The 23,051-nt window shown below is 61.4% G+C and carries 21 protein-coding genes and 1 pseudogene; 12 read left to right on the plus strand and 10 right to left on the minus strand.

Annotation, left to right across the window (positions count from 1 at the left end; genetic code table 11):
- Positions 1 to 10 precede the first annotated feature (10 nt).
- The 4 genes from HYI44_RS16105 to HYI44_RS16125 form a co-directional block, all read right to left on the minus strand.
- Positions 11 to 2,266, minus strand: a complete 2,256-nt coding sequence (locus HYI44_RS16105) for an Orn/Lys/Arg decarboxylase N-terminal domain-containing protein (protein ID WP_225569875.1) — start codon at positions 2,264 to 2,266, stop codon at positions 11 to 13.
- A 173-nt stretch (positions 2,267 to 2,439) separates the two neighbouring features.
- Positions 2,440 to 3,198 (minus strand): DNA polymerase III subunit epsilon, encoded by a 759-nt coding sequence (gene dnaQ / locus HYI44_RS16110; protein ID WP_225569876.1) that lies wholly within the window; start codon positions 3,196 to 3,198, stop codon positions 2,440 to 2,442.
- A gap of 284 nt (positions 3,199 to 3,482) precedes the next feature.
- Positions 3,483 to 3,935 carry a ribonuclease HI gene (gene rnhA / locus HYI44_RS16120; protein WP_122839663.1) on the minus strand — a complete coding sequence of 151 codons (453 nt, stop codon included), beginning with the start codon at positions 3,933 to 3,935 and terminating at the stop codon, positions 3,483 to 3,485.
- Between the two features lie 92 nt (positions 3,936 to 4,027).
- The gene (locus HYI44_RS16125; protein WP_122839662.1) at positions 4,028 to 4,786 is read right to left on the minus strand and encodes a class I SAM-dependent methyltransferase; all 759 of its coding nucleotides are present in this window, start codon (positions 4,784 to 4,786) and stop codon (positions 4,028 to 4,030) included.
- Positions 4,787 to 4,851: 65 nt separating this feature from the next.
- Here HYI44_RS16125 and gloB point away from each other — a divergent pair, with 65 nt between their 5' ends.
- The 8 genes from gloB to fabI all read left to right on the plus strand — a co-directional run bounded on the left by gloB (position 4,852) and on the right by fabI (position 15,580).
- Positions 4,852 to 5,619: a hydroxyacylglutathione hydrolase gene (gene gloB / locus HYI44_RS16130; protein WP_225569877.1), complete on the plus strand. Its 768-nt coding sequence runs from the start codon at positions 4,852 to 4,854 to the stop codon at positions 5,617 to 5,619.
- Positions 5,620 to 5,718: 99 nt separating this feature from the next.
- A complete protein-coding gene (locus HYI44_RS16135; protein WP_122839660.1) occupies positions 5,719 to 7,152 on the plus strand; it encodes a transglycosylase SLT domain-containing protein in 1,434 nt (477 codons plus the stop codon).
- A gap of 231 nt (positions 7,153 to 7,383) precedes the next feature.
- The gene (locus HYI44_RS16140) at positions 7,384 to 9,216 is read left to right on the plus strand and encodes an extracellular solute-binding protein (protein WP_225569878.1); all 1,833 of its coding nucleotides are present in this window, start codon (positions 7,384 to 7,386) and stop codon (positions 9,214 to 9,216) included.
- Positions 9,213 to 11,054 (plus strand): extracellular solute-binding protein, encoded by a 1,842-nt coding sequence (locus tag HYI44_RS16145; protein ID WP_225569879.1) that lies wholly within the window; start codon positions 9,213 to 9,215, stop codon positions 11,052 to 11,054. Before HYI44_RS16140 ends, HYI44_RS16145 begins: the two co-directional genes overlap by 4 nt.
- Positions 11,055 to 11,058: 4 nt before the next feature.
- Positions 11,059 to 12,132 (plus strand): microcin C ABC transporter permease YejB, encoded by a 1,074-nt coding sequence (locus HYI44_RS16150; RefSeq protein ID WP_045061609.1) that lies wholly within the window; start codon positions 11,059 to 11,061, stop codon positions 12,130 to 12,132.
- 1 nt (position 12,133) lies between these two features.
- Positions 12,134 to 13,153 (plus strand): ABC transporter permease, encoded by a 1,020-nt coding sequence (locus HYI44_RS16155; protein ID WP_045061610.1) that lies wholly within the window; start codon positions 12,134 to 12,136, stop codon positions 13,151 to 13,153.
- Between the two features lie 2 nt (positions 13,154 to 13,155).
- On the plus strand, positions 13,156 to 14,766 hold the full coding sequence (locus HYI44_RS16160) for an ABC transporter ATP-binding protein (protein ID WP_122839657.1): 1,611 nt from the start codon (positions 13,156 to 13,158) through the stop codon (positions 14,764 to 14,766).
- A 19-nt stretch (positions 14,767 to 14,785) separates the two neighbouring features.
- A complete protein-coding gene (gene fabI / locus HYI44_RS16165) occupies positions 14,786 to 15,580 on the plus strand; it encodes an enoyl-ACP reductase FabI (RefSeq protein ID WP_008152082.1) in 795 nt (264 codons plus the stop codon).
- A gap of 62 nt (positions 15,581 to 15,642) precedes the next feature.
- On the opposite strand, the gene HYI44_RS16170 is transcribed toward fabI, so the two are convergent.
- The 4 genes and pseudogenes from HYI44_RS16170 to HYI44_RS16185 form a co-directional block, all read right to left on the minus strand.
- Complete coding sequence (locus tag HYI44_RS16170) at positions 15,643 to 16,221, minus strand: hypothetical protein (RefSeq protein WP_225569880.1); 579 nt, start codon at positions 16,219 to 16,221, stop codon at positions 15,643 to 15,645.
- 1 nt (position 16,222) lies between these two features.
- The gene (locus HYI44_RS16175) at positions 16,223 to 18,391 is read right to left on the minus strand and encodes a xanthine dehydrogenase family protein molybdopterin-binding subunit (RefSeq protein WP_225569881.1); all 2,169 of its coding nucleotides are present in this window, start codon (positions 18,389 to 18,391) and stop codon (positions 16,223 to 16,225) included.
- Between the two features lie 19 nt (positions 18,392 to 18,410).
- Positions 18,411 to 18,866: a (2Fe-2S)-binding protein gene (locus HYI44_RS16180; RefSeq protein ID WP_045061614.1), complete on the minus strand. Its 456-nt coding sequence runs from the start codon at positions 18,864 to 18,866 to the stop codon at positions 18,411 to 18,413.
- A 183-nt stretch (positions 18,867 to 19,049) separates the two neighbouring features.
- Positions 19,050 to 19,264: pseudogene (locus HYI44_RS16185) on the minus strand (transmembrane sensor/regulator PpyR).
- Between HYI44_RS16185 and HYI44_RS16190 the strand changes: the two are divergent.
- Positions 19,181 to 19,369, plus strand: a complete 189-nt coding sequence (locus HYI44_RS16190) for a hypothetical protein (protein ID WP_225569892.1) — start codon at positions 19,181 to 19,183, stop codon at positions 19,367 to 19,369. The pseudogene HYI44_RS16185 and the gene HYI44_RS16190 sit on opposite strands and share 84 nt — an antisense overlap.
- A gap of 162 nt (positions 19,370 to 19,531) precedes the next feature.
- A complete protein-coding gene (locus tag HYI44_RS16195; protein ID WP_225569882.1) occupies positions 19,532 to 20,374 on the plus strand; it encodes a helix-turn-helix transcriptional regulator in 843 nt (280 codons plus the stop codon).
- Here the strand turns inward: HYI44_RS16195 and HYI44_RS16200 are convergent.
- Positions 20,356 to 20,943, minus strand: a complete 588-nt coding sequence (locus tag HYI44_RS16200) for a LysE family translocator (RefSeq protein WP_225569883.1) — start codon at positions 20,941 to 20,943, stop codon at positions 20,356 to 20,358. The genes HYI44_RS16195 and HYI44_RS16200 overlap by 19 nt on opposite strands.
- A gap of 182 nt (positions 20,944 to 21,125) precedes the next feature.
- Here HYI44_RS16200 and HYI44_RS16205 point away from each other — a divergent pair, with 182 nt between their 5' ends.
- Entirely contained in the window at positions 21,126 to 22,229 is a 1,104-nt protein-coding gene (locus HYI44_RS16205; protein WP_225569884.1) for a bifunctional transcriptional activator/DNA repair enzyme AdaA, read from the plus strand.
- A complete protein-coding gene (locus tag HYI44_RS16210; protein ID WP_412548494.1) occupies positions 22,226 to 22,852 on the plus strand; it encodes a DNA-3-methyladenine glycosylase family protein in 627 nt (208 codons plus the stop codon). The genes HYI44_RS16205 and HYI44_RS16210 overlap by 4 nt, the downstream gene beginning before the upstream one ends.
- Before the next feature lie 7 nt (positions 22,853 to 22,859).
- On the opposite strand, the gene HYI44_RS16215 is transcribed toward HYI44_RS16210, so the two are convergent.
- Positions 22,860 to 23,051: hypothetical protein (locus HYI44_RS16215; protein WP_225569885.1), on the minus strand; the 192-nt coding region annotated here is incomplete at its 5' end.

The following is a 23,051-nucleotide window of genomic DNA, read 5'->3' on the forward strand; positions in this document are numbered from 1 at the left end:
GGAAAGGTCCTCATTCCTTGATGCAATCGACGGTGTAGTGCCGTCCATTGCCCTCATCTTCGTGTTGCAAGCCGTGCACATCGGCGACAAAGCCGGGAAAGCTGCTGTCGAATGTGCGGGCAAACGCCAGGTAATCGTTGATTGAACGGGTGGCGTCGGTAAAACGCTCGCCGGGCATGATCAACGGGATTCCTGGCGGATAGGGTACCAGCATCACGGCAGCGATCCGCCCATCCAGGGCATCGATCGACACCGCTTCAACGTCGCCGCGCACCAGGTGATCATAGGCGTCAGACGGTTTCATGGCGATCTGTGGCAATACGGTGTACATGCGCTTGAGGTGTTTGGCCGTGGCGTTGCTGCGGTAACAGGCGTGCAGTTGGTCACACAAGTCACGCAAGCCCATGCCCCGATAGCGATCGGCATCCTCTTGCGCTATGCAGGGCAGGCAGCTCGCCAGGCTGACGTTGGCATCGTAGCTGCGCTTGAATTCCAGCAACTCAGTGAGCAAGGTGCTCCATTTGCCTTTGGTAATGCCCATGGAAAACAGCACCAGGAACGAATACAGCCCGGTTTTTTCCACCACCAGGCCGCGCTCCCAGAGGAATTTGCTGACCACTGCCGCCGGAATCCCGCGCTCGCTCAAGGCACCTCCCGCCGTGAGGCCGGGCATCACCAGGGTGACCTTGATCGGGTCGAGCAGCACGTAATCGTCGGTTACACCAGCAAAGCCGTGCCAGTCGGCGTCGGGCTGCAGCAACCAGTCTTCGGTGACCACCTGCTTGATGCCTTCCACCGAAGGCGGCTGCCAGATCGAAAACCACCAGTCATCGGCGGCGATGTGCTGGCGCAGGTTGGCCAGGGCGCGCCGAAAACTCAGGGCTTCATCGAACATTTCCTGCAGCAGCGAGCGCCCCGAAGGCCCTTCCATCATCGCCGACGCCACATCCAGCGAAGCGATGATGCTGTACTGCGGCGAAGTGGAGATGTGCATCATGAAGGCTTCGTTGAAGCGATCGCGGTCCAGTTGGCGCGCCCCACCGTCCTGCACGTGAATCATCGAAGCCTGGCTGAAGGCCGCCAGCAGCTTGTGCGTGGAATGGGTGGTAAAGACCAGCGGGCTGTCCGCGCTGCGCGAGGTGCCCATGCCGTAGCGGCCGGCGAAGAACTCATGGAAGGCCGCATAGGCGTACCAGGCCTCGTCGAAATGCAGCACCTCGACGCTGTTGCCCAGGCTCTGCTTGATCAGTTCGGCGTTGTAGCAAAGGCCGTCGTAGGTCGAATTGGTCACCACCGCCAGCTTGACCTTGGGCGCCCGCCCTTTGGTCAACGGACTGGCATCGATCTTGGCCTGGATCGTCTCGCGGCTGAATTCGCTCAAGGGAATCGGGCCGATAATCCCCAGCTCATTGCGCTCCGGGCACAGGTACAGCGGAATCGCCCCGGTCATGATGATCGAATGCAGTACCGACTTGTGACAGTTGCGGTCCACCAGCACCAGGTCATCCCGGGCGACCATTGAATGCCAGACGATCTTGTTGGCGGTGGACGTGCCGTTGATGACGAAGAAGGTGTGATCGGCACCAAAGTTACGCGCCGCGCGCGCCTCGGCTTCGGCCAGGGGGCCGGTGTGGTCCAGCAGGGAGCCCAACTCGGGAACCGACACCGACAGGTCCGAGCGCAGGGTGTTTTCCCCGAAGAACTGATGAAACGCCTGCCCTACCGGACTCTTGTGATAGGCCACGCCACCACCATGCCCGGGGGTGTGCCACGAATAATTGGAGTCAGCGGTATGCTGCACCAGCGCCTTGAAGAACGGCGGCAACAGACCGTCGAGGTATTTGCGTGCCGCGCGGGCGACCTGGCGGGCCAGAAATGGCACGGTGTCTTCGAACAGATACAGGATGCCGCGAAGCTGGTTGAGCTCGGCCATGGCATCCGCCGGAGCGTTTTCCAGGGTCACCTGCTCACCGAGGGCAAAGATGGGCAGATCCGGCGCGCGAACCCGGGCCAGTCCGATCAGCTCGGCCATATTCTGTAACAAATGTGAATTGGCGCTGGCGTCTTCACTGGCGATCAACATGCAGGAAAGACCGTGATGGGTCGAAGCAACCAGGCGTCCCTCGGCGTAGTCCGTCGCCGAGACAATGCTGAAGCCTTCCTGCTCCAGCTCCCGGGCGATGCCGCGCACCCGGTCACCGGCGACGGTGTCGGCCTTGATGTCGCGATGGACGATCAATACCGGGAATTTCAAGTCTTTATACATTGGGCTCAGGATCCTGAGGCGGCAGCTCCAAGTCTGCCAATCTCCTCAGGGTAGAGGGTTGGAGCGGATGTGGCGAGTGGGGACGCCCTGAAATGGGTCAGTGCCTCTTCACCCTCCCGTAGGAGCTGCCGAGTGAAACGAGGCTGCGATCTTTACCCAGACTACACCGAGACCTACGCCGAAGCCTCAGCCTCAACCAGCTGCTGCCACAACGCCGGAGCCCCCGCCGCCTTGGCGATCGCCTCCAACCGCGCCACATGCTGTTCCAGGTCGTCCTCACTGGCGCGGATGATCCGCGTCGGCTGGCGATCTGCCGGCAGGCGGCGTATCTCGGTCGCCGAATTATCCGCCCCTTCGCCCGAGCCATTGCCATCGGAGGCGTTACCGGCCAGCGACAGGCTGGTCTGGCCACCGGTCATGGTCAGGTAGACGTCCGCCAGGATCTCGGAGTCGAGCAAGGCGCCGTGCAGCTCACGGCCCGAGTTGTCGACGCCGTAGCGCTTGCACAGGGCATCCAGGCTGTTGCGCTGCCCCGGGTGACGTTCCCGGGCCATCATCAGGGTGTCGAGGATCGAGCAATGCCGGGTGATGTCGGCGCGATCGTGCTGGCCCATCAGGGCGAATTCGTTGTTGATGAAGCCAACGTCGAACGCCGCGTTGTGGATGATCAGCTGTGCACCCTTGATGAATTCGAAGAACTCATCGGCCACTTCGTTGAAGCGCGGCTTGCCCACCAGGAATTCGTTGGTGATGCCGTGCACGCCAATCGCGCCTTCGTCACTCTCGCGATCAGGTTGCAGGTAGACATGGAAGTGCCGGCCGGTCAGACGCCGACCGAGCAGCTCGACACAGCCGATTTCGATAATCCGGTGGCCATCGGTCACCGGCATGCCGGTGGTTTCGGTATCGAGTACAACGGATCTGGTGGCCATCAGTGCTCAGCTCTCAACGGGTGAATCTTGAAAAAGCGCGAATGTTAACACGCTGGCGGATGCCTTAGAGAACAGGGTTACTGCGTAGGAGCTGCCGCAGGTTGCGATCTTTTGATCTGCGTTCTAAAAACAAGATCAAAAGATCGCAGCCTGCGGCAGCTCCTACGGGGTGGCAGGGCTTTCAGGTTTGTTTGAAGCCGCGCACTTCATCGACGCCACGGTTAGCCAGCTGGTCCGCCCGCTCGTTGCCATGATGGCCAATGTGCCCGCGCNTGGCAGGGCTTTCAGGTTTGTTTGAAGCCGCGCACTTCATCGACGCCACGGTTAGCCAGCTGGTCCGCCCGCTCGTTGCCATGATGGCCAATGTGCCCGCGCACCCATTTCCAGGTGACATTGTGGCGATTGACCTGCTCGTCCAGCAGCTTCCACAGATCAGCGTTTTTTACCGGCTCTTTCGCCGCCGTCTTCCAGCCACGTTTCTTCCAGTTGTCCATCCACTCGTTGATGCCCTTCATCACGTACTGCGAGTCGGTCACCAGCAGCACGTCGCAGGAGCGCTTCAGTTCTTCGAGGCCACGGATCGCTCCCATCAACTCCATGCGATTGTTGGTGGTGTTGGCCTCGCCACCCCAGAGTTCTTTTTCAACGCCCTTGCACACCAGCAATGCGCCCCAGCCGCCAGGGCCGGGATTGCCCTTGCAGGCGCCGTCGGTGAAGAGTTCTACGCTATCGCTCATGCCAACCTTTCCAGAAAAATGCCGAGGCTCGCCGATCCGTGATCGACGATGCCCGAGGCCGGGGTCAACCCGGCCGGGAATAAAAGAGTGTCTTACGGTTCGATGCGGCGACGGTTGACCTTGGCCATCGGCAAGGGAATCAACTTGCCCATGGGCTCACGGCGCTCCTGGCGCAGGGGGCGCAAACCGACCACGATCTTGCGTGCCACCAGCAGATAGAAGCCGCCACCGGACAACTGCCAGTCACCGGCCTTGCGCTCCCAACCGGCCAACCGGGTCTGCCATGCCGGGGAAGCAAGCGGCGGACGATAGCACCCGAAGCGGCGTTTCTCCAGCGCGAAGCCCAGCAGGTTCAGCCAGTCCCCGACCCGCGAAGGCGATATGCAACGGGCCTTGCGCAAGCCGTCATGGGCAAATACGTGCCGCAACCCCCAGGTGCTCCAGGGGTTGATGCCGATAATCAGCAGGTGCCCACCTGGCCGCACGCTGCTGGCGGCCTCACGCAGCAAGCCGTGTGGCGACAGGCAGAAATCCAGCCCATGCTGCAGCACCACGACGTCGGCGGCATGTTCACTCAAGGGCCAGGCCTGTTCCTCGCAGACGATTTCCACGCCGGGCAGCGGCGCGCCCAGGCGCACATTGCGCTGCACCTGCGGCGCCGACGGAGGCGTTTGAGCCGATGGGCCGTAGTGCACCAGATAGCCACCAAAGAAGCGCCCCAGCTCGTCTTCGAGCATGCGCCGCTCTTCATCCAGGAGAAATTGCCCAATCGGGCCGGACAGCCACTCACGGGCTGCGCTGATCAAATCCAGCCAGTCAGGGTCAGCCTGAGCGAACGCTTTATCGGTCATTGCATTCTCCAACGCGCCAGGAAGTTCTAAGATGCGCCAATGTTTTCCGCTTGGCGAATCCGACGATGATACAGATCAGTGCCCTGCCTGCCTTTACCGACAACTACATCTGGTTGTTACAGGACCACACTACCCAGCGCTGCGCCGTGGTCGATCCCGGTGACGCCGCGCCCGTGCAGGCCTGGCTTGCGGCCCATCCGGGCTGGGTGTTGAGCGATATCCTGATCACCCATCACCACCATGATCACGTCGGCGGCGTGGAAGTGCTCAAGAGCGCGACCGCCGCGACGGTCTACGGCCCGGCCAGCGAGCGCATCCCGGCCCGCGACGTGGCGCTCAAGGACAACGACAGGGTCAGCGTGCTGGGCTGGGAGTTCGATGTTCTTGCCGTTCCCGGCCACACCCTGGGGCACATCGCCTTCTATCATCATGGCCTGCTGTTCTGCGGCGACACCCTGTTCGCTGCCGGTTGCGGCCGCCTGTTCGAGGGCACCGCGGAGCAAATGCATACCTCCCTGAACCGGCTTGCAGCCCTTCCCGAGGATACGCTGGTGTACTGCACCCATGAATACACCCTGAGCAATCTGCGCTTCGCCGTCGCGGTCGAGCCCGGCAATCCGCACACGGTCGAACGCCTGGGCAAAGTCACGCAAATGCGCGAATCCGGGATCATGACCCTGCCCTCGACGCTCGCCCTGGAAAAGCTCACCAACCCCTTCCTGCGTGCCGGCGAAACATCTATTAAAGAAAAAGTGGACGAACGGAGCGGCACCGATAACAGCAGTCCGAGTGCGGTCTTTGCTGCCTTGCGTGCCTGGAAAGACAAGTTCTAGGGAGGCTACCGGGCGGTACGGGAATTCTCAATGGTTGACCTTGGGGGGTGCGCTTTCTAGAATCGCCCGACATTTTTGCCCGGAACTTACTTCCAGCCAATGTCGTCATCTATTCGTAAGTCCATCAATTCAGACGCATTGACCCGCCTGGCTCAAGCCATCGCGGTGGCTGTGTCCGCCACGCTGGCGGGCTGTTCAAGCCATGTGCCGCAAACCGAAGCGACACACACCCCCAACATCGCCGCTCGAGCCAAGCAGAAACCTGTCTGGCTCAGCGAAAAGCCTGTTCCGCAAATTCCACAGGACGTCTGGGAGCGCATGCGCCAGGGCTTCCAGTTGCAGGACAGCGTCGGCCTGAACCCGCGCATCGAACAACAGCGCCTGTGGTTCGCCAACAACCCGTCTTACCTCGAAAACGCCGGTGAACGCGGCAGCCTGTACATTCATTACATCGTCGAACGCCTGGAAGAACGCAACATGCCACTGGAACTGGCGCTGTTGCCAGTGATAGAAAGCTCCTACAACCCGATGGCCTATTCCCGGGCCCATGCGGTGGGTCTTTGGCAATTTATTCCTTCCACCGGGCGTTACTTCAACCTGCGCCAGAACCAGTTCTACGATGGCCGTCGCGATATCACCGCCTCGACCACTGCGGCAATGGACTACCTGACCCGCCTGCATGACATGTTCAACGGCGACTGGCTGCTGGCCCTCGCGGCCTACAACGCTGGCGAAGGCACGGTCAGCCGGGCGATCGAGCGCAATGAAAAACTGGGCTTGCCGACCGATTACTGGAACCTGCCGCTGCCGGCGGAAACCCAGGCGTATGTACCCAAGCTGCTCGCGCTGTCCCAAGTGGTGCTGGCGCCGGAAGCCTACGGGGTGAACCTCAACCCGATCGCCAACGAGCCGTACTTTAAGGTGGTCGAAATCAACCAGCGCATGGACCTGTCCAAGGTCGCTGCAGTGGCCAACATCGACGAAGACGAGCTGTTCCAGCTCAACCCGGCCTTCAAGCAGCGCACCACCACCCTCGATGGCCCCCAGCACTTGCTGGTGCCCACCTCGAAGGCGCAACTGCTGACCACCAGCCTGTCGACCATGCGCCCGGAAGAGCTGATCAGCAAGCGACCGCTCAAGCCAGTGTTCGAAGGCGCCAACAGCCCGGCCATTGCCGGCGCCAAGCGCTCCTACCGGGTCAAGCGCGGCGACAACCTGGGCACCATTGCCAAGGCGAACAAGGTCGACGTGAAGGATCTCCAGCAGTGGAACAAGCTGACCGGCAAGAACCTCAAGGTTGGCCAGACACTGGTCATGCAGGACAACGCCAAGCGCAGCGGCGGACGCGTCAACACGGTAGTCGCCGCCAACAGCAAGAAGCAGCGGACCAAGTACAAGGTCAAGCAGGGCGACTCGCTGTACATGGTCGCCAAGCGCTTTAACGTCGAGATGCAGCACCTCAAACGCTGGAACCCGCGCCTCGGCCAGGCACTCAAGCCAGGCCAGATGCTGACGGTCTACTCGCCGCACTAAAAAACAGCCCCTGGACCCAGGGGCTGTTTTTCCAAGACTCACACACCCCCTGCAGGAGCGAACTTGCTCGCGAAGAACCTGAGAGCGCCGCGGGGTGACAGATTCCCAGCGTTATCGTGATCGACCATCGCGAGCAAGCCCGCCCTTCCAAATACGCCATCTTTTTCCTGCACAGACAAGCTGTTACTGTACGGTCCATAAAGCCCAAGCCGCCTGGATCGGATCTCTGACTTGAAGCGTCCCCTCCTCCTGCTCCTGATCAGCCTGGCCTTGAGCTCACCCGCAAGCGCGACAATCAGCGAAAGCCATGGTTATGCGCAGTTCGGCACCCTCAAGTACCCGGCCAGATTTACCCACTTCGACTGGGTCAACCCGCAAGCGCCCAAGGGCGGTACGTTGCGAGTGATGGCATTCGGCACCTTCGATACGCTCAATCCCTATACTTTCAAGGGATCGAGCCCGGTTTCCACGCCCAATTTCCTGCAATACGGCATCAACGAACTCAACGAGCCGCTGATGGTGGGCACCGGCCAATATGCGCCGTCTGGCGATGAGCCCACTTCCAGCTACGGGCTGATCGCGCAATCGGTGGAGTACAGCGACGACCGCAGCTGGGTCGTGTTCAACCTGCGCCCCGAGGCCAGGTTTCATGACGGCGCGCCGATCACCGCCTACGACGTCGCGTTTTCCTATCGCCTGCTGCTCAAGGAAGGGCATCCGCAATACCGCACCAACCTCCAGGAAGTGCTGCGGGTCGATATCCTCAACCCCCACCGTATCCGATTCGTCTTCAAGCGCGCCGGCAACCCGTTGTTGATCCTGCGCCTGGGCGAGTTGCCGGTATTGCCCCAGCATTACTGGAAAGGCCGCGACTTCAAGGCCACCACGTTCGAACCGCCCCTGGGCAGCGGCCCCTACCGCATTACCTCGGTAACGCCCGGGCGGCAGTTGATCTTCGAGCGGGTCAAGGATTACTGGGGCAAGGACCTGGCGGTCAACCGCGGCAAGTACAACGTCGACCGGATGGAGGTCGAGTTCTACCGCGACAGCGACGTCGCCTTCGAAGCGTTCAAGGCCGGGGAGTTCGACATCTACATCGAGCACCAGGCGAAGAACTGGGAAAACGGCTACCGCTTCCCGGCGGTCAGGCGCGGTGAGGTGATCAAGGCGCTGATCCCGCACCAGATTCCGACCCAGAGCCAGGGCCTGTTCATGAACACCCGGCGCCCCGCCTTTGCCGATCCCAAGGTCCGCGAAGCGCTGGGGCTGATGTTCGACTTCGAGTGGACCAACCGCACGCTGTTCAGCGGCGCCTACAAACGCGCCATGAGCTACTACCCCAACAGCGAGTTCTCCGCCACCGGGCTGCCTGTCGGCCACGAATGGCTGATGCTCAAGCCCTACCGTGATCAGCTGCCGGCCAGGCTCTTCACAGAACCGTTCAGCCTGCCCCAGACCGATGGTCGCGGCATCCCCCGGCAGACACTGCGCAACGCCCTGGGCCTGCTCGCCGAAGCCGGCTGGAAGCTGAACGGCCAGCGCCTGCAAAATGCCGCCGGCCAGCCGCTGCGCCTGGAGATCCTGCTGGTCAACCCCAACCTGGAACGCATTCTCCAGCCCTACGTCGAGAACCTCGCGAGCATCGGCGTCGATGCCCGGTTGCGAACGGTCGATCGCGCCCAGTACAAGCAACGTCTCGACCAATTCGACTTCGACATGATCCTGATGACCCTCAACCAGACGCTCAGCCCCGGCCTGGAACAATGGCAGTATTTCCACTCCAGCCAGGTGACGGTCAAGGGCAGCAAGAATTACGCAGGTATCGCCAACCCCGTGGTCGACCACCTGCTCGACCAGCTGCTCGCCGCCAGGACCCGTGACGAGCAGGTCGCCGCCGGCAAGGCACTGGATCGCGTACTGCTGTGGCAGCACTACATCATTCCCAACTGGTACCTCAATTATCACCGCCTGGCCTACCGCAACCGGTTTGCCTTTGTCACCACGCCGCCCTACACCCTGGGCTTGAGCGCGTGGTGGCTGAAATCTTCGGAGAAGGATCGATGACACCTGTACGTGCCCTGCTGTTGCAGGTCAGCGGCCTGATGTTTGCCGGGCTGGCCTGCGCCGCTCCGCAACACGCGCTGACCCTGTACAACGAACCGCCCAAATACCCGGCCGACTTCAAGCATTTCGATTACGTGAACCCTGACGCGCCCAAGGGCGGGACCTTCCGCCAGGCAGGCTTCGGCGGCTTCGACAGCCTTAATCCGTTTATCAGCAAAGGCGTGCCCGCCGACGATGTCGGCATGATCTACGACACCCTGGCCAGACAAGGCCTGGACGAACCGTTCACCGAGTACGGCCTGGTCGCCGGGAAGATCGAGAAAGCCCCCGACAACAGCTGGGTGCGTTTCTATTTGCGCCCGCAAGCCCGGTTCCACGACGGTCACCCCATCCATGCCGAGGACGTGATCTTCAGCTTCGACATGCTCACCAAGGAAGGCGCCCCGCTCTATCGTGGCTATTACAGCGACGTGGCCGAAGTGATCGCCGAAGACCCGCTGACCGTGCTGTTCAAGTTCAAGCACAGCAACAACCGCGAGCTGCCGCTGATTCTTGGCCAGCTGCCGGTGTTGCCCAAACACTGGTGGGCCAACCGCGACTTCAACAAGGGCAACCTGGAAATCCCCCTGGGCAGCGGGCCCTACCGGGTCAGCGAAGTAAAGGCCGGGCGTTCAGTGCGCTACGAGCGAGTCAAGGACTACTGGGGCAAGGACCTGCCGGTCAACCGCGGCTTCTATAACTTCGACGTGATGACCACCGACTACTACCGCGACAACACCGTCGCGCTGGAAGCCTTGAAAGCCGGCCAGTTCGACTACTGGCTGGAGATGACCGCAAAAAACTGGGCCAACGCCTACAACATTCCAGCAGTCACCGAAGGCCGCCTGATCAAGGAACAGATCCCCAACGGCAACCCGACCGGCATGCAGGGCTTTGTGTTCAACCTGCGGCGCCCGGTGTTCCAGGATGTGCGCGTGCGCCACGCCCTGAGCCTGCTGCTGGACTTTGAATGGACCAACAAGCAACTGTTCAACGGCGCCTATGTGCGCACCCGCAGTTACTTCGAAAACTCGGAAATGGCTGCCACGGGCCTGCCGGATGCCGACCAGCTGGCAATCCTCGACCCCTTTCGCGGAAAAATTCCCGAGCAGGTGTTCAGCGAGGCGTTCCAGAACCCGCGCACCGATGCCAGCGGCATGATTCGTAACCAGCAGCGTCAGGCCTATCAACTGCTGCAGGAGGCCGGCTGGCGCATCGTCGACGACAAGATGGTCGATGCCACCGGCAAACCGGTGACCATCGAGTTCCTGCTGGCCCAGACTGAATTCGAGCGGGTGCTGCTGCCGTTCAAGCGCAACCTCAGCGATCTGGGGATCGACCTGGTGATCCGTCGGGTCGACGTCTCCCAGTACATCAACCGGGTGCGCTCTCGGGACTTCGACATGATCGTCGGCGGCTTCCCGCAGTCCAACTCGCCAGGCAATGAACAACGGGAGTTCTGGATGTCGGCCGCCGCCGACAAGCCCGGCAGCCGCAACTCCATGGGCCTCAAGGACCCGGTGGTCGACCAGCTGGTCGAGCAACTGATCAACGCCGATTCGCGCAAAAGCCTGGTGGCCCACGCCCGGGCGCTGGACCGCGTGCTGCAATGGGGGTATTACGTGATCCCCAACTGGCACATCAAGACCTGGCGCGTGGCTTACTGGAACCACATCGGCCATCCGAAAATCTCACCGACCTACGATATCGGCATCAACACCTGGTGGATCAAGCCGGATGCCAAACCGGCGATAGAGGTCGAAACCAAACTGCAAACCGACGCTGCGGGCACGGAGTAATCAGATGCTGGCGTACATTTTTCGACGACTGCTGCTGATCATCCCGACCTTGCTGGGCATTCTGCTGATCAACTTCGTGATCATCCAGGCCGCCCCCGGTGGACCGGTAGAGCAGATGATCGCCAAGCTCGAAGGCTTCGAAGGCGCCACCAGCCGCATTGCCGGCGGCGGCGCCGAGGTCTCGGTGGCCGGCTCCGCCTATCGTGGCGCCCAAGGCCTGGACCCGGCGCTGGTCAAGGAAATCGAGCACATGTACGGCTTCGACAAATCGGCGCCGGAACGCTTGTGGATCATGATCAAGAACTACGCGAAGCTGGATTTCGGCGACAGTTTCTTCCGCGACGCCAAGGTCATCGACCTGATCAAGGAAAAGATGCCGGTCTCTATCTCCCTTGGGCTGTGGAGCACCCTGATCATGTACCTGGTGTCGATCCCGCTGGGGATCGCCAAGGCTACGCGGCACGGCAGCCATTTCGACGTCTGGACCAGTTCGCTGATCATCGTCGGTTATGCGATCCCGGCCTTCCTGTTCGCGATCCTGCTGATCGTGCTGTTTGCCGGCGGCAGTTACCTTGACTGGTTTCCGCTCAGAGGCCTGACTTCCAACAACTTTGATGAGCTCACTACTGGCGGCAAGATCCTCGATTATTTCTGGCACCTGGCCCTGCCGGTGACGGCGCTGGTGATCGGCAACTTCGCGACCATGACCCTGCTGACCAAGAACAGTTTCCTCGACGAAATCAACAAACAGTATGTGGTGACCGCCAAGGCCAAGGGCCTGACCAACCACCGCGTGCTCTACGGACACGTGTTCCGTAACGCCATGCTGCTGGTGATCGCCGGCTTCCCGTCGGCTTTCATCGGAATCTTCTTCACCGGCTCGTTGCTGGTGGAAGTGATCTTTTCCCTCGACGGCCTTGGCCTGATGAGCTTCGAGGCGGCCATCAACCGCGATTATCCGGTGGTGTTCGGCACGTTGTTCATCTTCACCCTGCTGGGACTGGTGGTGAAGTTGATCGGCGACCTCACCTACACCTTTGTCGATCCGCGTATCGACTTCGAAAGCCGGGAGCATTGAGATGAACCTGTCCCCACTCAATCGTCGGCGATTTGAACTGTTCAAGGCCAACAAGCGCGGCTGGTGGTCGCTGTGGCTGTTTCTGGTGCTGTTCGGCCTGAGCCTGGGCGCCGAATTGATCGCCAACGACAAACCGCTGGTGGTGCATTACGACGACGGCTGGTATTTCCCGGCGCTCAAGCGCTACCCGGAAACCACCTTCGGCGGCGAGTTCCCGCTGGAAGCCAACTACAAGAGCCCGTATATCCGCGAACTGCTCAAGGCCAAGGATGCCTGGGTGCTGTGGGCGCCGATTCCCTACAGCTATCAAAGCATCAACTATGACCTGAAGGTCCCGGCACCGGCGCCACCGTCAGCGGACAACCTGCTGGGCACCGATGACCAGGGCCGCGACGTGCTGGCCCGGGTGATCTATGGCTTCCGCATTTCCGTGCTGTTCGCCCTGACCCTGACCATCCTCAGCTCGATCATCGGTGTGATTGCCGGGGCCTTGCAGGGCTTTTATGGCGGCTGGGTGGATCTGGCCGGGCAGCGCTTCCTGGAAATCTGGTCCGGGCTGCCGGTGCTGTACCTGCTGATCATCCTCGCCAGCTTCGTGCAGCCGAACTTCTGGTGGCTGCTGGGGATCATGCTGCTGTTCTCCTGGATGAGCCTGGTGGACGTGGTGCGCGCCGAGTTCCTGCGCGGGCGCAACCTCGAGTACGTGCGCGCGGCGCGGGCGCTGGGGATGCAGAATGGTGCGATCATGTTCCGCCATATCCTGCCCAACGCCATGGTCTCGACCATGACTTTCATGCCGTTCATCCTGACCGGCGCCATCGGCACCCTCACCGCCCTCGACTTCCTGGGTTTCGGCCTGCCGCCTGGTGCGCCGTCCCTGGGTGAACTGGTGGCCCAGGGCAAATCCAACCTGCAGGCGCCCTGGCTAGGCATGAGCGCCTTCGCGGTACTGGCGTTGATGTTGAGTTTACTGGTGTTCATCGGCGAGTCCGCTCGCGATGCCTTCGACCCGAGGAAGTGAAAATGAATCAGGACAATCTGATCGAAGTGCGCGACCTGGCGGTGGAGTTTGTCGTCGGTGAGCGCGTGCAACGGGTGGTCGAGGGTGTCAGCTTCGACATCAAGCGCGGCGAGACTTTGGCCCTGGTGGGCGAAAGCGGCTCGGGCAAATCGGTCACCGCCCACTCGATCCTGCGGCTGCTGCCCTACCCGCTCGCCCGACACCCGTCGGGGACCATCGAATACTCGGGCCAGGACCTGCTGAGCCTGAAGGAAAAGACCATCCGGCATATCCGCGGCAACCGGATTGCGATGATCTTCCAGGAGCCGATGACCTCGCTCAACCCTCTGCATTCCATCGAAAAGCAGATCAACGAAGTGCTGGGCATCCATAAAGGGCTGGTCGGCAAGATCGCCACCCAACGCACCCTGGAATTGTTGGAGATGGTCGGCATCCCCGAGCCGCACAAGCGCCTCAAGGCCCTGCCCCATGAATTGTCCGGCGGCCAGCGCCAGCGCGTGATGATCGCCATGGCCCTGGCCAACGAGCCGGAACTGCTGATTGCCGACGAACCGACCACCGCGCTGGACGTCACAGTGCAGTTGAAAATCCTTGAATTGCTCAAGCAATTGCAGGCCCGCCTGGGCATGGCGCTGCTACTGATCAGTCACGATTTGAACCTGGTGCGAAGAATTGCGCACCGAGTATGTGTCATGCAGCGCGGTTGCATCGTCGAACAGGCATCGTGCGAAGAATTGTTCCGCGCGCCGCAGCATCCGTACACGCGGGAACTGCTGGCAGCGGAGCCCAGCGGGATGCCGGCCACCAATGCAATCGGGCCGCCGCTGCTGCAGGTCGAGGACCTGAAAGTGTGGTTTCCGATCAAGAAAGGCTTGCTGAAAAAGACCGTCGACCACATCAAGGCGGTCGACGGCATCAACTTCAGCCTGCCCCAGGGCCAGACACTGGGCATTGTGGGAGAAAGCGGCTCCGGTAAATCGACCCTCGGCCTGGCGATTTTGCGGCTGATCGGCAGCAAAGGCGGCATCCGTTTTGAAGGCAACCAGCTAGACTGCCTGACGCAGCAACAGGTCAGGCCGCTGCGGCGGGAGATGCAGGTGGTGTTCCAGGACCCCTTTGGCAGCCTCAGCCCACGAATGTGCGTGAGCCAGATCGTCGGCGAAGGCCTGCGGATCCACAAGATGGGTAGCGAGGCGGAACAGGAACAAGCGATTATTGCGGCATTGAAGGAGGTAGGCCTGGATCCGGACACCCGGCACCGCTACCCCCACGAATTTTCCGGGGGGCAACGGCAGAGAATTGCCATTGCCCGGGCATTGGTGCTCAAACCGGCGTTGATCCTGCTGGACGAGCCGACTTCGGCCCTCGACCGGACCGTACAACGCCAGGTGGTGGAGCTTTTGCGTTCACTGCAAACCAAGTACAACCTGACGTATTTGTTTATCAGCCATGACCTGGCTGTCGTCAAGGCGCTGAGCCACCAGCTGATGGTGGTCAAGCAGGGCCAAGTGGTCGAACAGGGAGACGCGCAAAGTATCTTTGCCGCCCCCCAACATCCGTATACACAGCAGTTGCTGGAAGCCGCTTTCCTGGCTCCAGCCACTGCGCAATAACCTGAAAGAGGAGCAACACATGGGTTTTCTCGCCGGTAAGCGCGTACTGATCGTCGGTGTCGCCAGCAAGCTGTCCATCGCATCCGGCATCGCTGCCGCCATGCATCGCGAGGGCGCTGAGCTTGCCTTCACTTATCAGAACGACAAACTCAAAGGTCGTGTCGAAGAGTTCGCACAAAGCTGGGGTTCCAACCCGGACCTGTGCTTCCCGTGCGACGTGGCCAGCGATGAAGAAATCGCCAAGGTCTTCGTTGAGCTGGGCAAGAAGTGGGACGGCCTGGACTGCATCGTGCACTCCGTAGGTTTCGCTCCCGGCGACCAACTGGACGGCGACTTCACCGAAGCCACCACCCGTGAAGGTTTCCGTATTGCCCACGACATCAGCGCCTACAGCTTCGTAGCCCTGGCCAAGGCCGGTCGCGAAATGATGAAGGGCCGCAACGGCAGCCTGCTGACCCTGTCGTACCTGGGCGCCGAGCGCACCATGCCTAACTACAACGTGATGGGCATGGCCAAGGCTTCCCTGGAAGCTGGCGTACGTTACCTGGCCGGCTCCCTGGGCCCGGACGGCACCCGCGTCAACTGCGTATCGGCCGGTCCGATCCGCACCCTGGCCGCTTCCGGCATCAAGAACTTCCGCAAGATGCTGGCCGCCAACGAAGCGCAAACCCCGCTGCGTCGTAACGTCACCATCGACGAAGTCGGCAACGCCGGCGCCTTCCTGTGCTCGGACCTGGCGTCCGGCATCAGCGGCGAAATCATGTACGTAGACGGTGGTTTCAACACCACTGCGATGGGCAGCCTGGAAGAGTAATCTTCGGTTAGCCGATAAAAACCCGCCGACTCCGGCGGGTTTTTTTTGAGTTCAGTTCCGAGTCAGATGCCCCGGACCGGGCATGGCCCTCCCGCCTGCGCCCACAGCTTGAACTGGGCGACAAAAATATCGTGTGGTACCGGCACAGGCGCCCGGCCAGCTCCCGGGTTCCAGCCCCAGAGCACCAGTTTGTCGTCGCTGACATGCTTGATCAGCGCGGCGAAATCACGGTCGCCGTTGGCCTTGCGATCCTTGATCATTGCGCATAGCTGATCGGCCGGCAGGCCGATCCAGGCCATCTTGTGGGCGGCCGGCGGCAGGCTCCAGTGGGGCGCACCGGGTGGCGCATTGGGGCCGTAACTGGCCGGCGGATTGGCCTCGGCGTGACAGGTGGCACAAGGCAGACCTGCTGCACCTTTGCCGTCCAGGCCGCGCACGACATTCATCGCATGGGGCGTGCCGGCATCGAATTGCAGCGGCGAATCCCCCGGAATATGGCAATTCTGGCAACGCGGGCTCTGGAAGACTTTCTGCACGGTATCGAAGGCCTTGAGCGCTTCACTGTCGTCCGCGAACAGGTCCTCGGTGTAAGCCACCAGGCCAAGAAGCATCACCGCGCCCAGCATCAGATGTCGTTTCATCTCACACCCCCGACAGTTGCAGCGGCAGTTCCCGCAGGCGTTGCCCGGTCAAGGCGAATACGGCGTTCGCCACTGCCGGTGCCGTCGGCGGCACACCCGCTTCGCCGATACCCCCGGGCTTCTCGGAACTGGGCACGATATGCACTTCAACCACCGGCATCTCATTGAGGCGCAGCACTTGATAGTCGTGGTAATTGGACTGCTCCACCTTGCCGTTCTTGAAGGTCAGTTTGCTGTGCAGGGCAAACCCCAGGCCGAAGGTAATGCACGACTCCATCTGCGCCGCGATGCTCTGCGGGTTGACCGCAATGCCGCAGTCCACCGCGCACACCACCCGATGCACGCGAATCGCCAGGTTGTCCTGGGACACTTCGGCCACCTGGGCGACGTAACTGCCGAATGACTCGTGTACCGCCACGCCCAACGCATGGCCATCCGGCAACGTTGCCTTCCAGTTGGCCTTTTCCACTGCCAGGTTCAGCACGCCGAGATGCCGCGGATGGTCCTTGAGCAGGGTTCGTCGGTACTCCACCGGATCCTGGCCCGCCGCCTCGGCCAGTTCGTCGATCAGTGATTCCATGACAAATCCGGTATGGGTATGCCCCACCGAACGCAGCCACAGCACATTGATGCCCGTGCTCGGCGAATGCAGTTCGACCTGATGGTTGGCCAGGTGCTGCAGATAGGGACTGTCCGCCACGCCCTCGACAGAGGTCTTGTCGATGCCATCCTTGACCATCGTTGCCTCAAGCATGGTGCCGGCCATGATCGACTGCCCGACCAGTACATGCTGCCAGGCGATGGGCAACCCACCCGCATCCAGGCCAATGCGCGCCTGATGCAGGAATGCCGAGCGGTAATAGCCGCCACGGATGTCGTCTTCGCGGGACCACACCGTCTTCACCGGCGCGCCTGCGGCCTTGGCCACCTGCACCGCTTCGGCAACAAAATCCGAAGTCGGATTGGCGCGGCGGCCAAAGCCACCCCCAAGGAACTCGGTATGAATCTCCACCTGCTCGGGCTTCAACCCGGTAATTTTCCCGGCGATCATCTGGTCCAGCGTCTGAAACTGGGTGCCCGTCCAGATCTCGCACTTGTCCTGGGTGATTTTCACCGTGCAATTGAGCGGTTCCATCGGTGCGTGGGCCAGGTAAGGCACGCTGTATTCGACATCGATGGTTTTCGCCGCCTTGGCCAGGGCGGCCTTGGCATCCCCGGCCTTACTGGCAGGCAGGCCCGGGGTGCCGGCCAGCTTGCGGAAACTCTCCAGCAATTGCTGGCTGTCCAGGCCAGTGTTCGGCCCCAGGTCCCAGTCAATCTTGAGTGCATCGCGTCCCAGCTTCGCCGCCCAATAGTGATCGGCGATCACCGCCACTCCGCTGGGCACCTGCACCACTTTGTGCACGCCCGGTATCGCCAGCGCCTCGGCGCCTTCAAAAGATTTGACGTGGCCACCGAACACCGGCGTGCGAGCAACCATGGCGGTCATCAACCCTTCGAACTGCACATCCATGCCGAACCTGGCCCTGCCGGTAATTTTCTCCAGCGTGTCCAGGCGCTTGGTGGGTTTGCCGATCAGCTTCCAGTCCTTGGGCTCCTTGAGCTTGATCGAGGCCGGGTCCGGCACCGGCAACTGGCCGGCTTCATCGGCCAGTTCACCGTAGGTGACCCGATTATCTGCGGCGATGACCACCCCCGATTCGGTACGGATCGTCGAGGGCGCGACTTTGAAGCGCTTGGCCGCCGCGTCGATCAGCATCAAGCGCGCCGCCGCACCCGCCTGGCGGTAGCGATCGAACTCCATCCAGGTGGAGGTCGAGCCGCCGGTGATCTGCATCCCGCCGAAGCCGGCCAGACCATAATCGGCGGCCGACGCCGGGGAATGTTCGACGAGGATTTTCGACCAGTCGGCGTCCAGCTCCTCGGCAATCAGCATGGTCAGGCCGGTCCAGATACCCTGGCCCATTTCCGAGTGCCCGAGCAGCACGGTGACGCTGTTGTCGTTGCCGATTCGCAAGAACGCATTCGGTGCGAATACATTGCCCTGATTCTCCGCGCCTTGGGCGAAGCGGTGAGCACCGGGGATGACAAAGGTCACCACCAGCCCGCCGCCAAGCACGGCACTGCCCTTGAGAAACCCCCGACGCGACAGTGGATGACTGCTGTTCATGACCTGCCCTCCCCGCAAATCAACCGATGTCGGCTGCGCGTTTGACTGCCGCGCGGATACGCGGATAGGTGCCGCAACGGCAAATATTGCCGGACAGCGCCTGGTCGATATCGCTGTCGGTGGGCTTGGGGATTTTTGCCAGCAAGGCTGCGGCAGACATTATCTGTCCGGACTGGCAGTAGCCGCACTGGACCACGTCGAGTTCGGCCCAGGCTTGCTGCACCGGATGAGATCCATCGGCGGACAGGCCTTCAATCGTGAGGATCTTCTGCCCATGGGCCACGGCTGTAGCGGGCGTGATGCAGGATCGCAGCGGCGCGCCGTCGACGTGCACGGTGCAGGCCCCGCATTGCGCCATGCCACAGCCAAATTTGGTTCCAGTCAGGTGCGCGACATCGCGCAGCACCCACAGTAGAGGCATGTCCGCAGGGACATCCAGAGCCTGGTCCTTGCCATTGATGTTAAGCGTCAGCATTGCGGGTTTCCTCAGACTCACGGTGTTCTGAAGGAGCGTCGCTGTGGCCGATCAATGCCCACGCACGCCTGGAGTTATCCCTACAGCTAAGCGCAAAATAGCGGGCGAGACCGGTTCATCGACCACCGGTCATGCCATTAGAGTAGCCAGCCAGTGTGCAATGGCCCGAGCCAGGGGTGCGCATCAAGCGCTTACCCCTGTGAGGCGCTGCCTCAAATGATGCTGGGCTAACAGGCGCATCACGTAGCCTATCTTCAGCAGGGTGGGCCCGATGATGGTCATGGCGTGAAACGACACCAAAGGGGGATAGGCAAATGTCCTCCGTACAAATAGGCGCCGTAGATGCCGGCCACGAGCAGGGCCAGGCCGGCTCCGAGGATGCGGCTGGACAGGAGCAGGACATTCTGGGGATGGCTGAAGAAGCTGAACATTTTCCGGTACTCCTGACGTTGTTCGGGTACGAGAGAGATATCAAGTCTCGTGCCAGCTTCCTGCGCCTTTAAAATCAATGAGATGGAGCGCATCAAGTCATAATGACAATCGTTTACTGAGGTCGATTTGACTCCAAAAGTTGTCCGAATGACTATGCCAGACATATTCGCCAGACCGAGCCTTTGGCCGCCGGAGCCATTACACTCAACGACTCACCTGCCAAGGATTCGAACATGAAGCGCGCGGTTGCCAGGAATGAAGATCAGCGTCCGCTATTCTGGCGCGATGATGCCCTGCCCTTTATCGAAGCGCGTTCCATCGCCGACGGTCGCGAGGTGTGTTACACGCGCCATTCCCACGCGCATTTTTCCATCGGTGCGATCACGGCTGGACGCAGTACCTATCTCCACGATCAAGCGCAGTCGCAAGTCAGCGCCGGCACCGTCGTGCTGATGAACCCTGGCGACGTGCACGCCTGCAATCCCATCGACGATGAGCCCTGGTCGTACCTGATGTTTTATGTCGACACGGCCTGGCTTACCGATCTGCAGCACCAACTGGGCTTCAGCCCCGACCTGGCGTTTCGCCGCTTTTCCCTTACGCACGTGCGCGATGCCAGCCTGTTTGAGGGACTGGTCGGGGTGTATGAAGCGCTGATCGATCCGCAGCAGGACCACCTGCACAAACACAGCGTCCTGGTGGAGTTTTTCAGCGACCTGCAGCTGCGGCTGAACCCGGCCGGGCAAGCGCTGCGCGAGCCCAACTTCAAGCTGGAACGTGCAGCGGATTTCATTCGCGACCACTGCACTCGGTTGCTCAAGCTTGAAGACATATGCGCGGCTGCCCAGTTATCGCCGTCGTATCTGATCCGCGCGTTCAAACAACATTATGGGATGACGCCCCACGCCTTCCTGATCAATCGCCGCATCCAGTTTGCCCAGGACCGTCTGCGCAGCGGCAAGTTGATTGCCGATGTGGCGCTTGAAGCGGGATTTTCCGATCAGGCGCATTTTCAGCGTGCGTTCAAACACCACCTCGCCGCTACGCCCGGCCAATATCAAGGCAACAGCAGATAACCCGCACTCATCACCAGCAAGGCCGCCATCGCCCGATTGAACAGGCGCATCCCCCGAGGGTTGTTCAGATACCCGCGCAAAAAAGTCCCGGCGTAGGCCCAGCACCCAACCGACAGATAACAGATCACCAGGTACACCGCCGCAAATTGCCAGACCAGCCGTGCCTCACCGTCAGCGACAAACGCGCCCATGCCCGCCACGCAGGCCAGCCAGGCTTTCGGGTTGAGCCACTGCATGATCGCGCCATACAGCATCGAGGGCGCGCGGGTCGACCTCGCAGCATCGACCTGGCCATCGTCGGCCGCCAGTTTCCAGGCAATGAACAGCAGGAATGCCACACCCGCCAGTCGCACCACCTGCGTCAGCGCCGGCCAGCGCTGCAACACTTCATGCAACCCCAGCCCCATCAACACCAGTAACACCACGAAACCCAGCGTGGCGCCCAGAACATGCCGTTGGCTGGCGCGCAGGCCAAACTGCGCGCCGGAACTCAAGGCCACAATATTCACCGGCCCGGGGGTGATCGAAGCCACCAGCGCAAACGCGGCCATGGAAACAATCAAACTCATCGCAAACCTCTTCACTCGGTTGAATTGGCCCCCAGACTAAGAAATTGCCAGCCCCGAGTATTGAACAAAACACCCCTGGGCAGGCGCACGCACCTGCCGCCGGGAGCACTCCTGACGCTCCGGGCGAATTCTTTGTCGATTTACCGGTGGAGCCCCGGCGCGACGCCCCCTATGCTCACGCCATGAACCTACAAAACGCTTCCTTACCGCCCCGCAACGAGATGGTCCGCGCCATGCTTGAACGTGACACCGCCTACGAGGGGGTGTTCTTTACCGCGGTCAAGACCACCGGCATCTTTTGCCGTCCCAGCTGCACGGCGCGCAAACCGAAACCGGAGAATGTCGAGTTCTTCGCCCATGCCGATGAATGCCTGTCGGCGGGCTATCGTGCCTGCCTGCGCTGCAAGCCACTGGACGCTGCGGCCATTGCCCCGGACTGGGTGCAAAGGCTACTGGGCGCGGTAGACGCCACCCCGGAGCGACAATGGTCCGATGCGCAACTGCTGGCCGAGGGCATCGAGCCGTTGAAGCTTCGGCGCTGGTTCAAACAACATTTCGGCATGACTTTCCACGCGTGGCTACGCACCCGCAGATTGGGCATGGCGCTGGGCGGCATTCGCCAGGGTGAGTCCATCGACCACGCGGCGTTCGATTCGGGATATGAATCCCTGAGCGGTTTTCGCGACGCGTTTCAAAAGTCATTCCACATCACCCCAGGCAAAGCAGCCGACAGTGAGCCCCTGCTCTTCACCCGCCTGACCACGCCCCTGGGGCCGATGATCGCCATGGCGGAGCGGCGCGGGCTGGTGATGCTTGAGTTTCTTGACCGACCGGCACTGACCCGGGAGCTTGAAGCGCTGCAAAACCGCTATGGCTACGTGATAGCGCCCGGGCATAACGCCCATTTGCGCCAGATCGAAGACGAACTGGCGCAATACTTTGCGGGCAAGCTCTGCGAATTCAGGGTCGCGCTGCATCTGCCAGGCAGCGAATTTTCCAGGCAAGTGTGGGCCGAGCTGGTGAAAATCCCCTACGGCCAGACCAGTACCTATGGCGCCATTGCCGCGAATCTCGGCAAGCCCGGCGCCAGCCGCGCCGTCGGCCTGGCCAACGGGCACAACCGGGTCTCCATCGTCGTCCCTTGCCACCGGGTGATCGGCGCCGATGGCTCGTTGACTGGCTACGGCGGCGGCCAGCCGCGCAAGGCATTCCTGCTGCGCCTGGAGAACGCGGCACTGCAGCTCAGCCAGTTGAGCCTGCCGGGCATGGCGCGCGAAGAAGCATGAGCGCCCTGCCCGACGCGTGGTCGGCTGCCAGCGAGTTTCTGGCCGGCATCGATGATGACTGGCGCCGACACATCGCCACCGTTGGTCCTTGCCTGCACAAGCCACACCCAACACGGGATCCCTATGAATCCCTGGTGCGCTCGATTGCCTACCAACAACTGCATGCCAGGGCCGGCGACGCGATCGTCGGGCGTTTACTGGCGTTATTCCCCCCAGGAAATTTTCCGCGCCCGGAGCAGATCATCGCGACTGATTTTGACGCGCTGCGCAGCTGCGGTTTTTCGGCAAGCAAGATAGCGACCATTCAGGGCATCGCCGAAGCGGCGGTGAGTGGCGTGGTGCCCGATTACAACACCGCGCGGGTGATGGACGATGAAGCGCTGATCGAGCGCTTGATCACCCTGCGCGGGGTTGGCCGCTGGACCGTGGAGATGCTGCTGATCTACGGCCTTGAGCGCCCGGATATTCTGCCGGCGGATGACTTCGGGGTGCGTGAGGGGTATCGGCGGTTGAAGGGTTTGGAGGTGCAGCCTACTCGCCGGCAGATGATTGAGATCGGGCTTGACTGGAAACCTTATCGGACAGTGGCTTGCTGGTACTTGTGGCGGGTACCCGGCAAATAGGCCGGGTTTATTTATCAACATTGTGTTTGCGTGGCAGTTTCGCCTGATCCGCGGGATGCCGTGTAACTGGCACACGCCCCCCGCGGTCAGGCTCCATTTTTCTTCCCCAATAACGCATCGAAACAACCAGGCTTGACGGAAACGCCGATAGTGTCGATCGATAGAACTCCCAGCCATCCTCGGCATGAGCGTTAACCAC

Origin of the sequence: Pseudomonas sp. Y24-6, assembly GCF_020295325.1 — a bacterium.
In the GTDB taxonomy this organism is placed as follows: Bacteria; Pseudomonadota; Gammaproteobacteria; order Pseudomonadales; family Pseudomonadaceae; genus Aquipseudomonas; species Aquipseudomonas gregormendelii.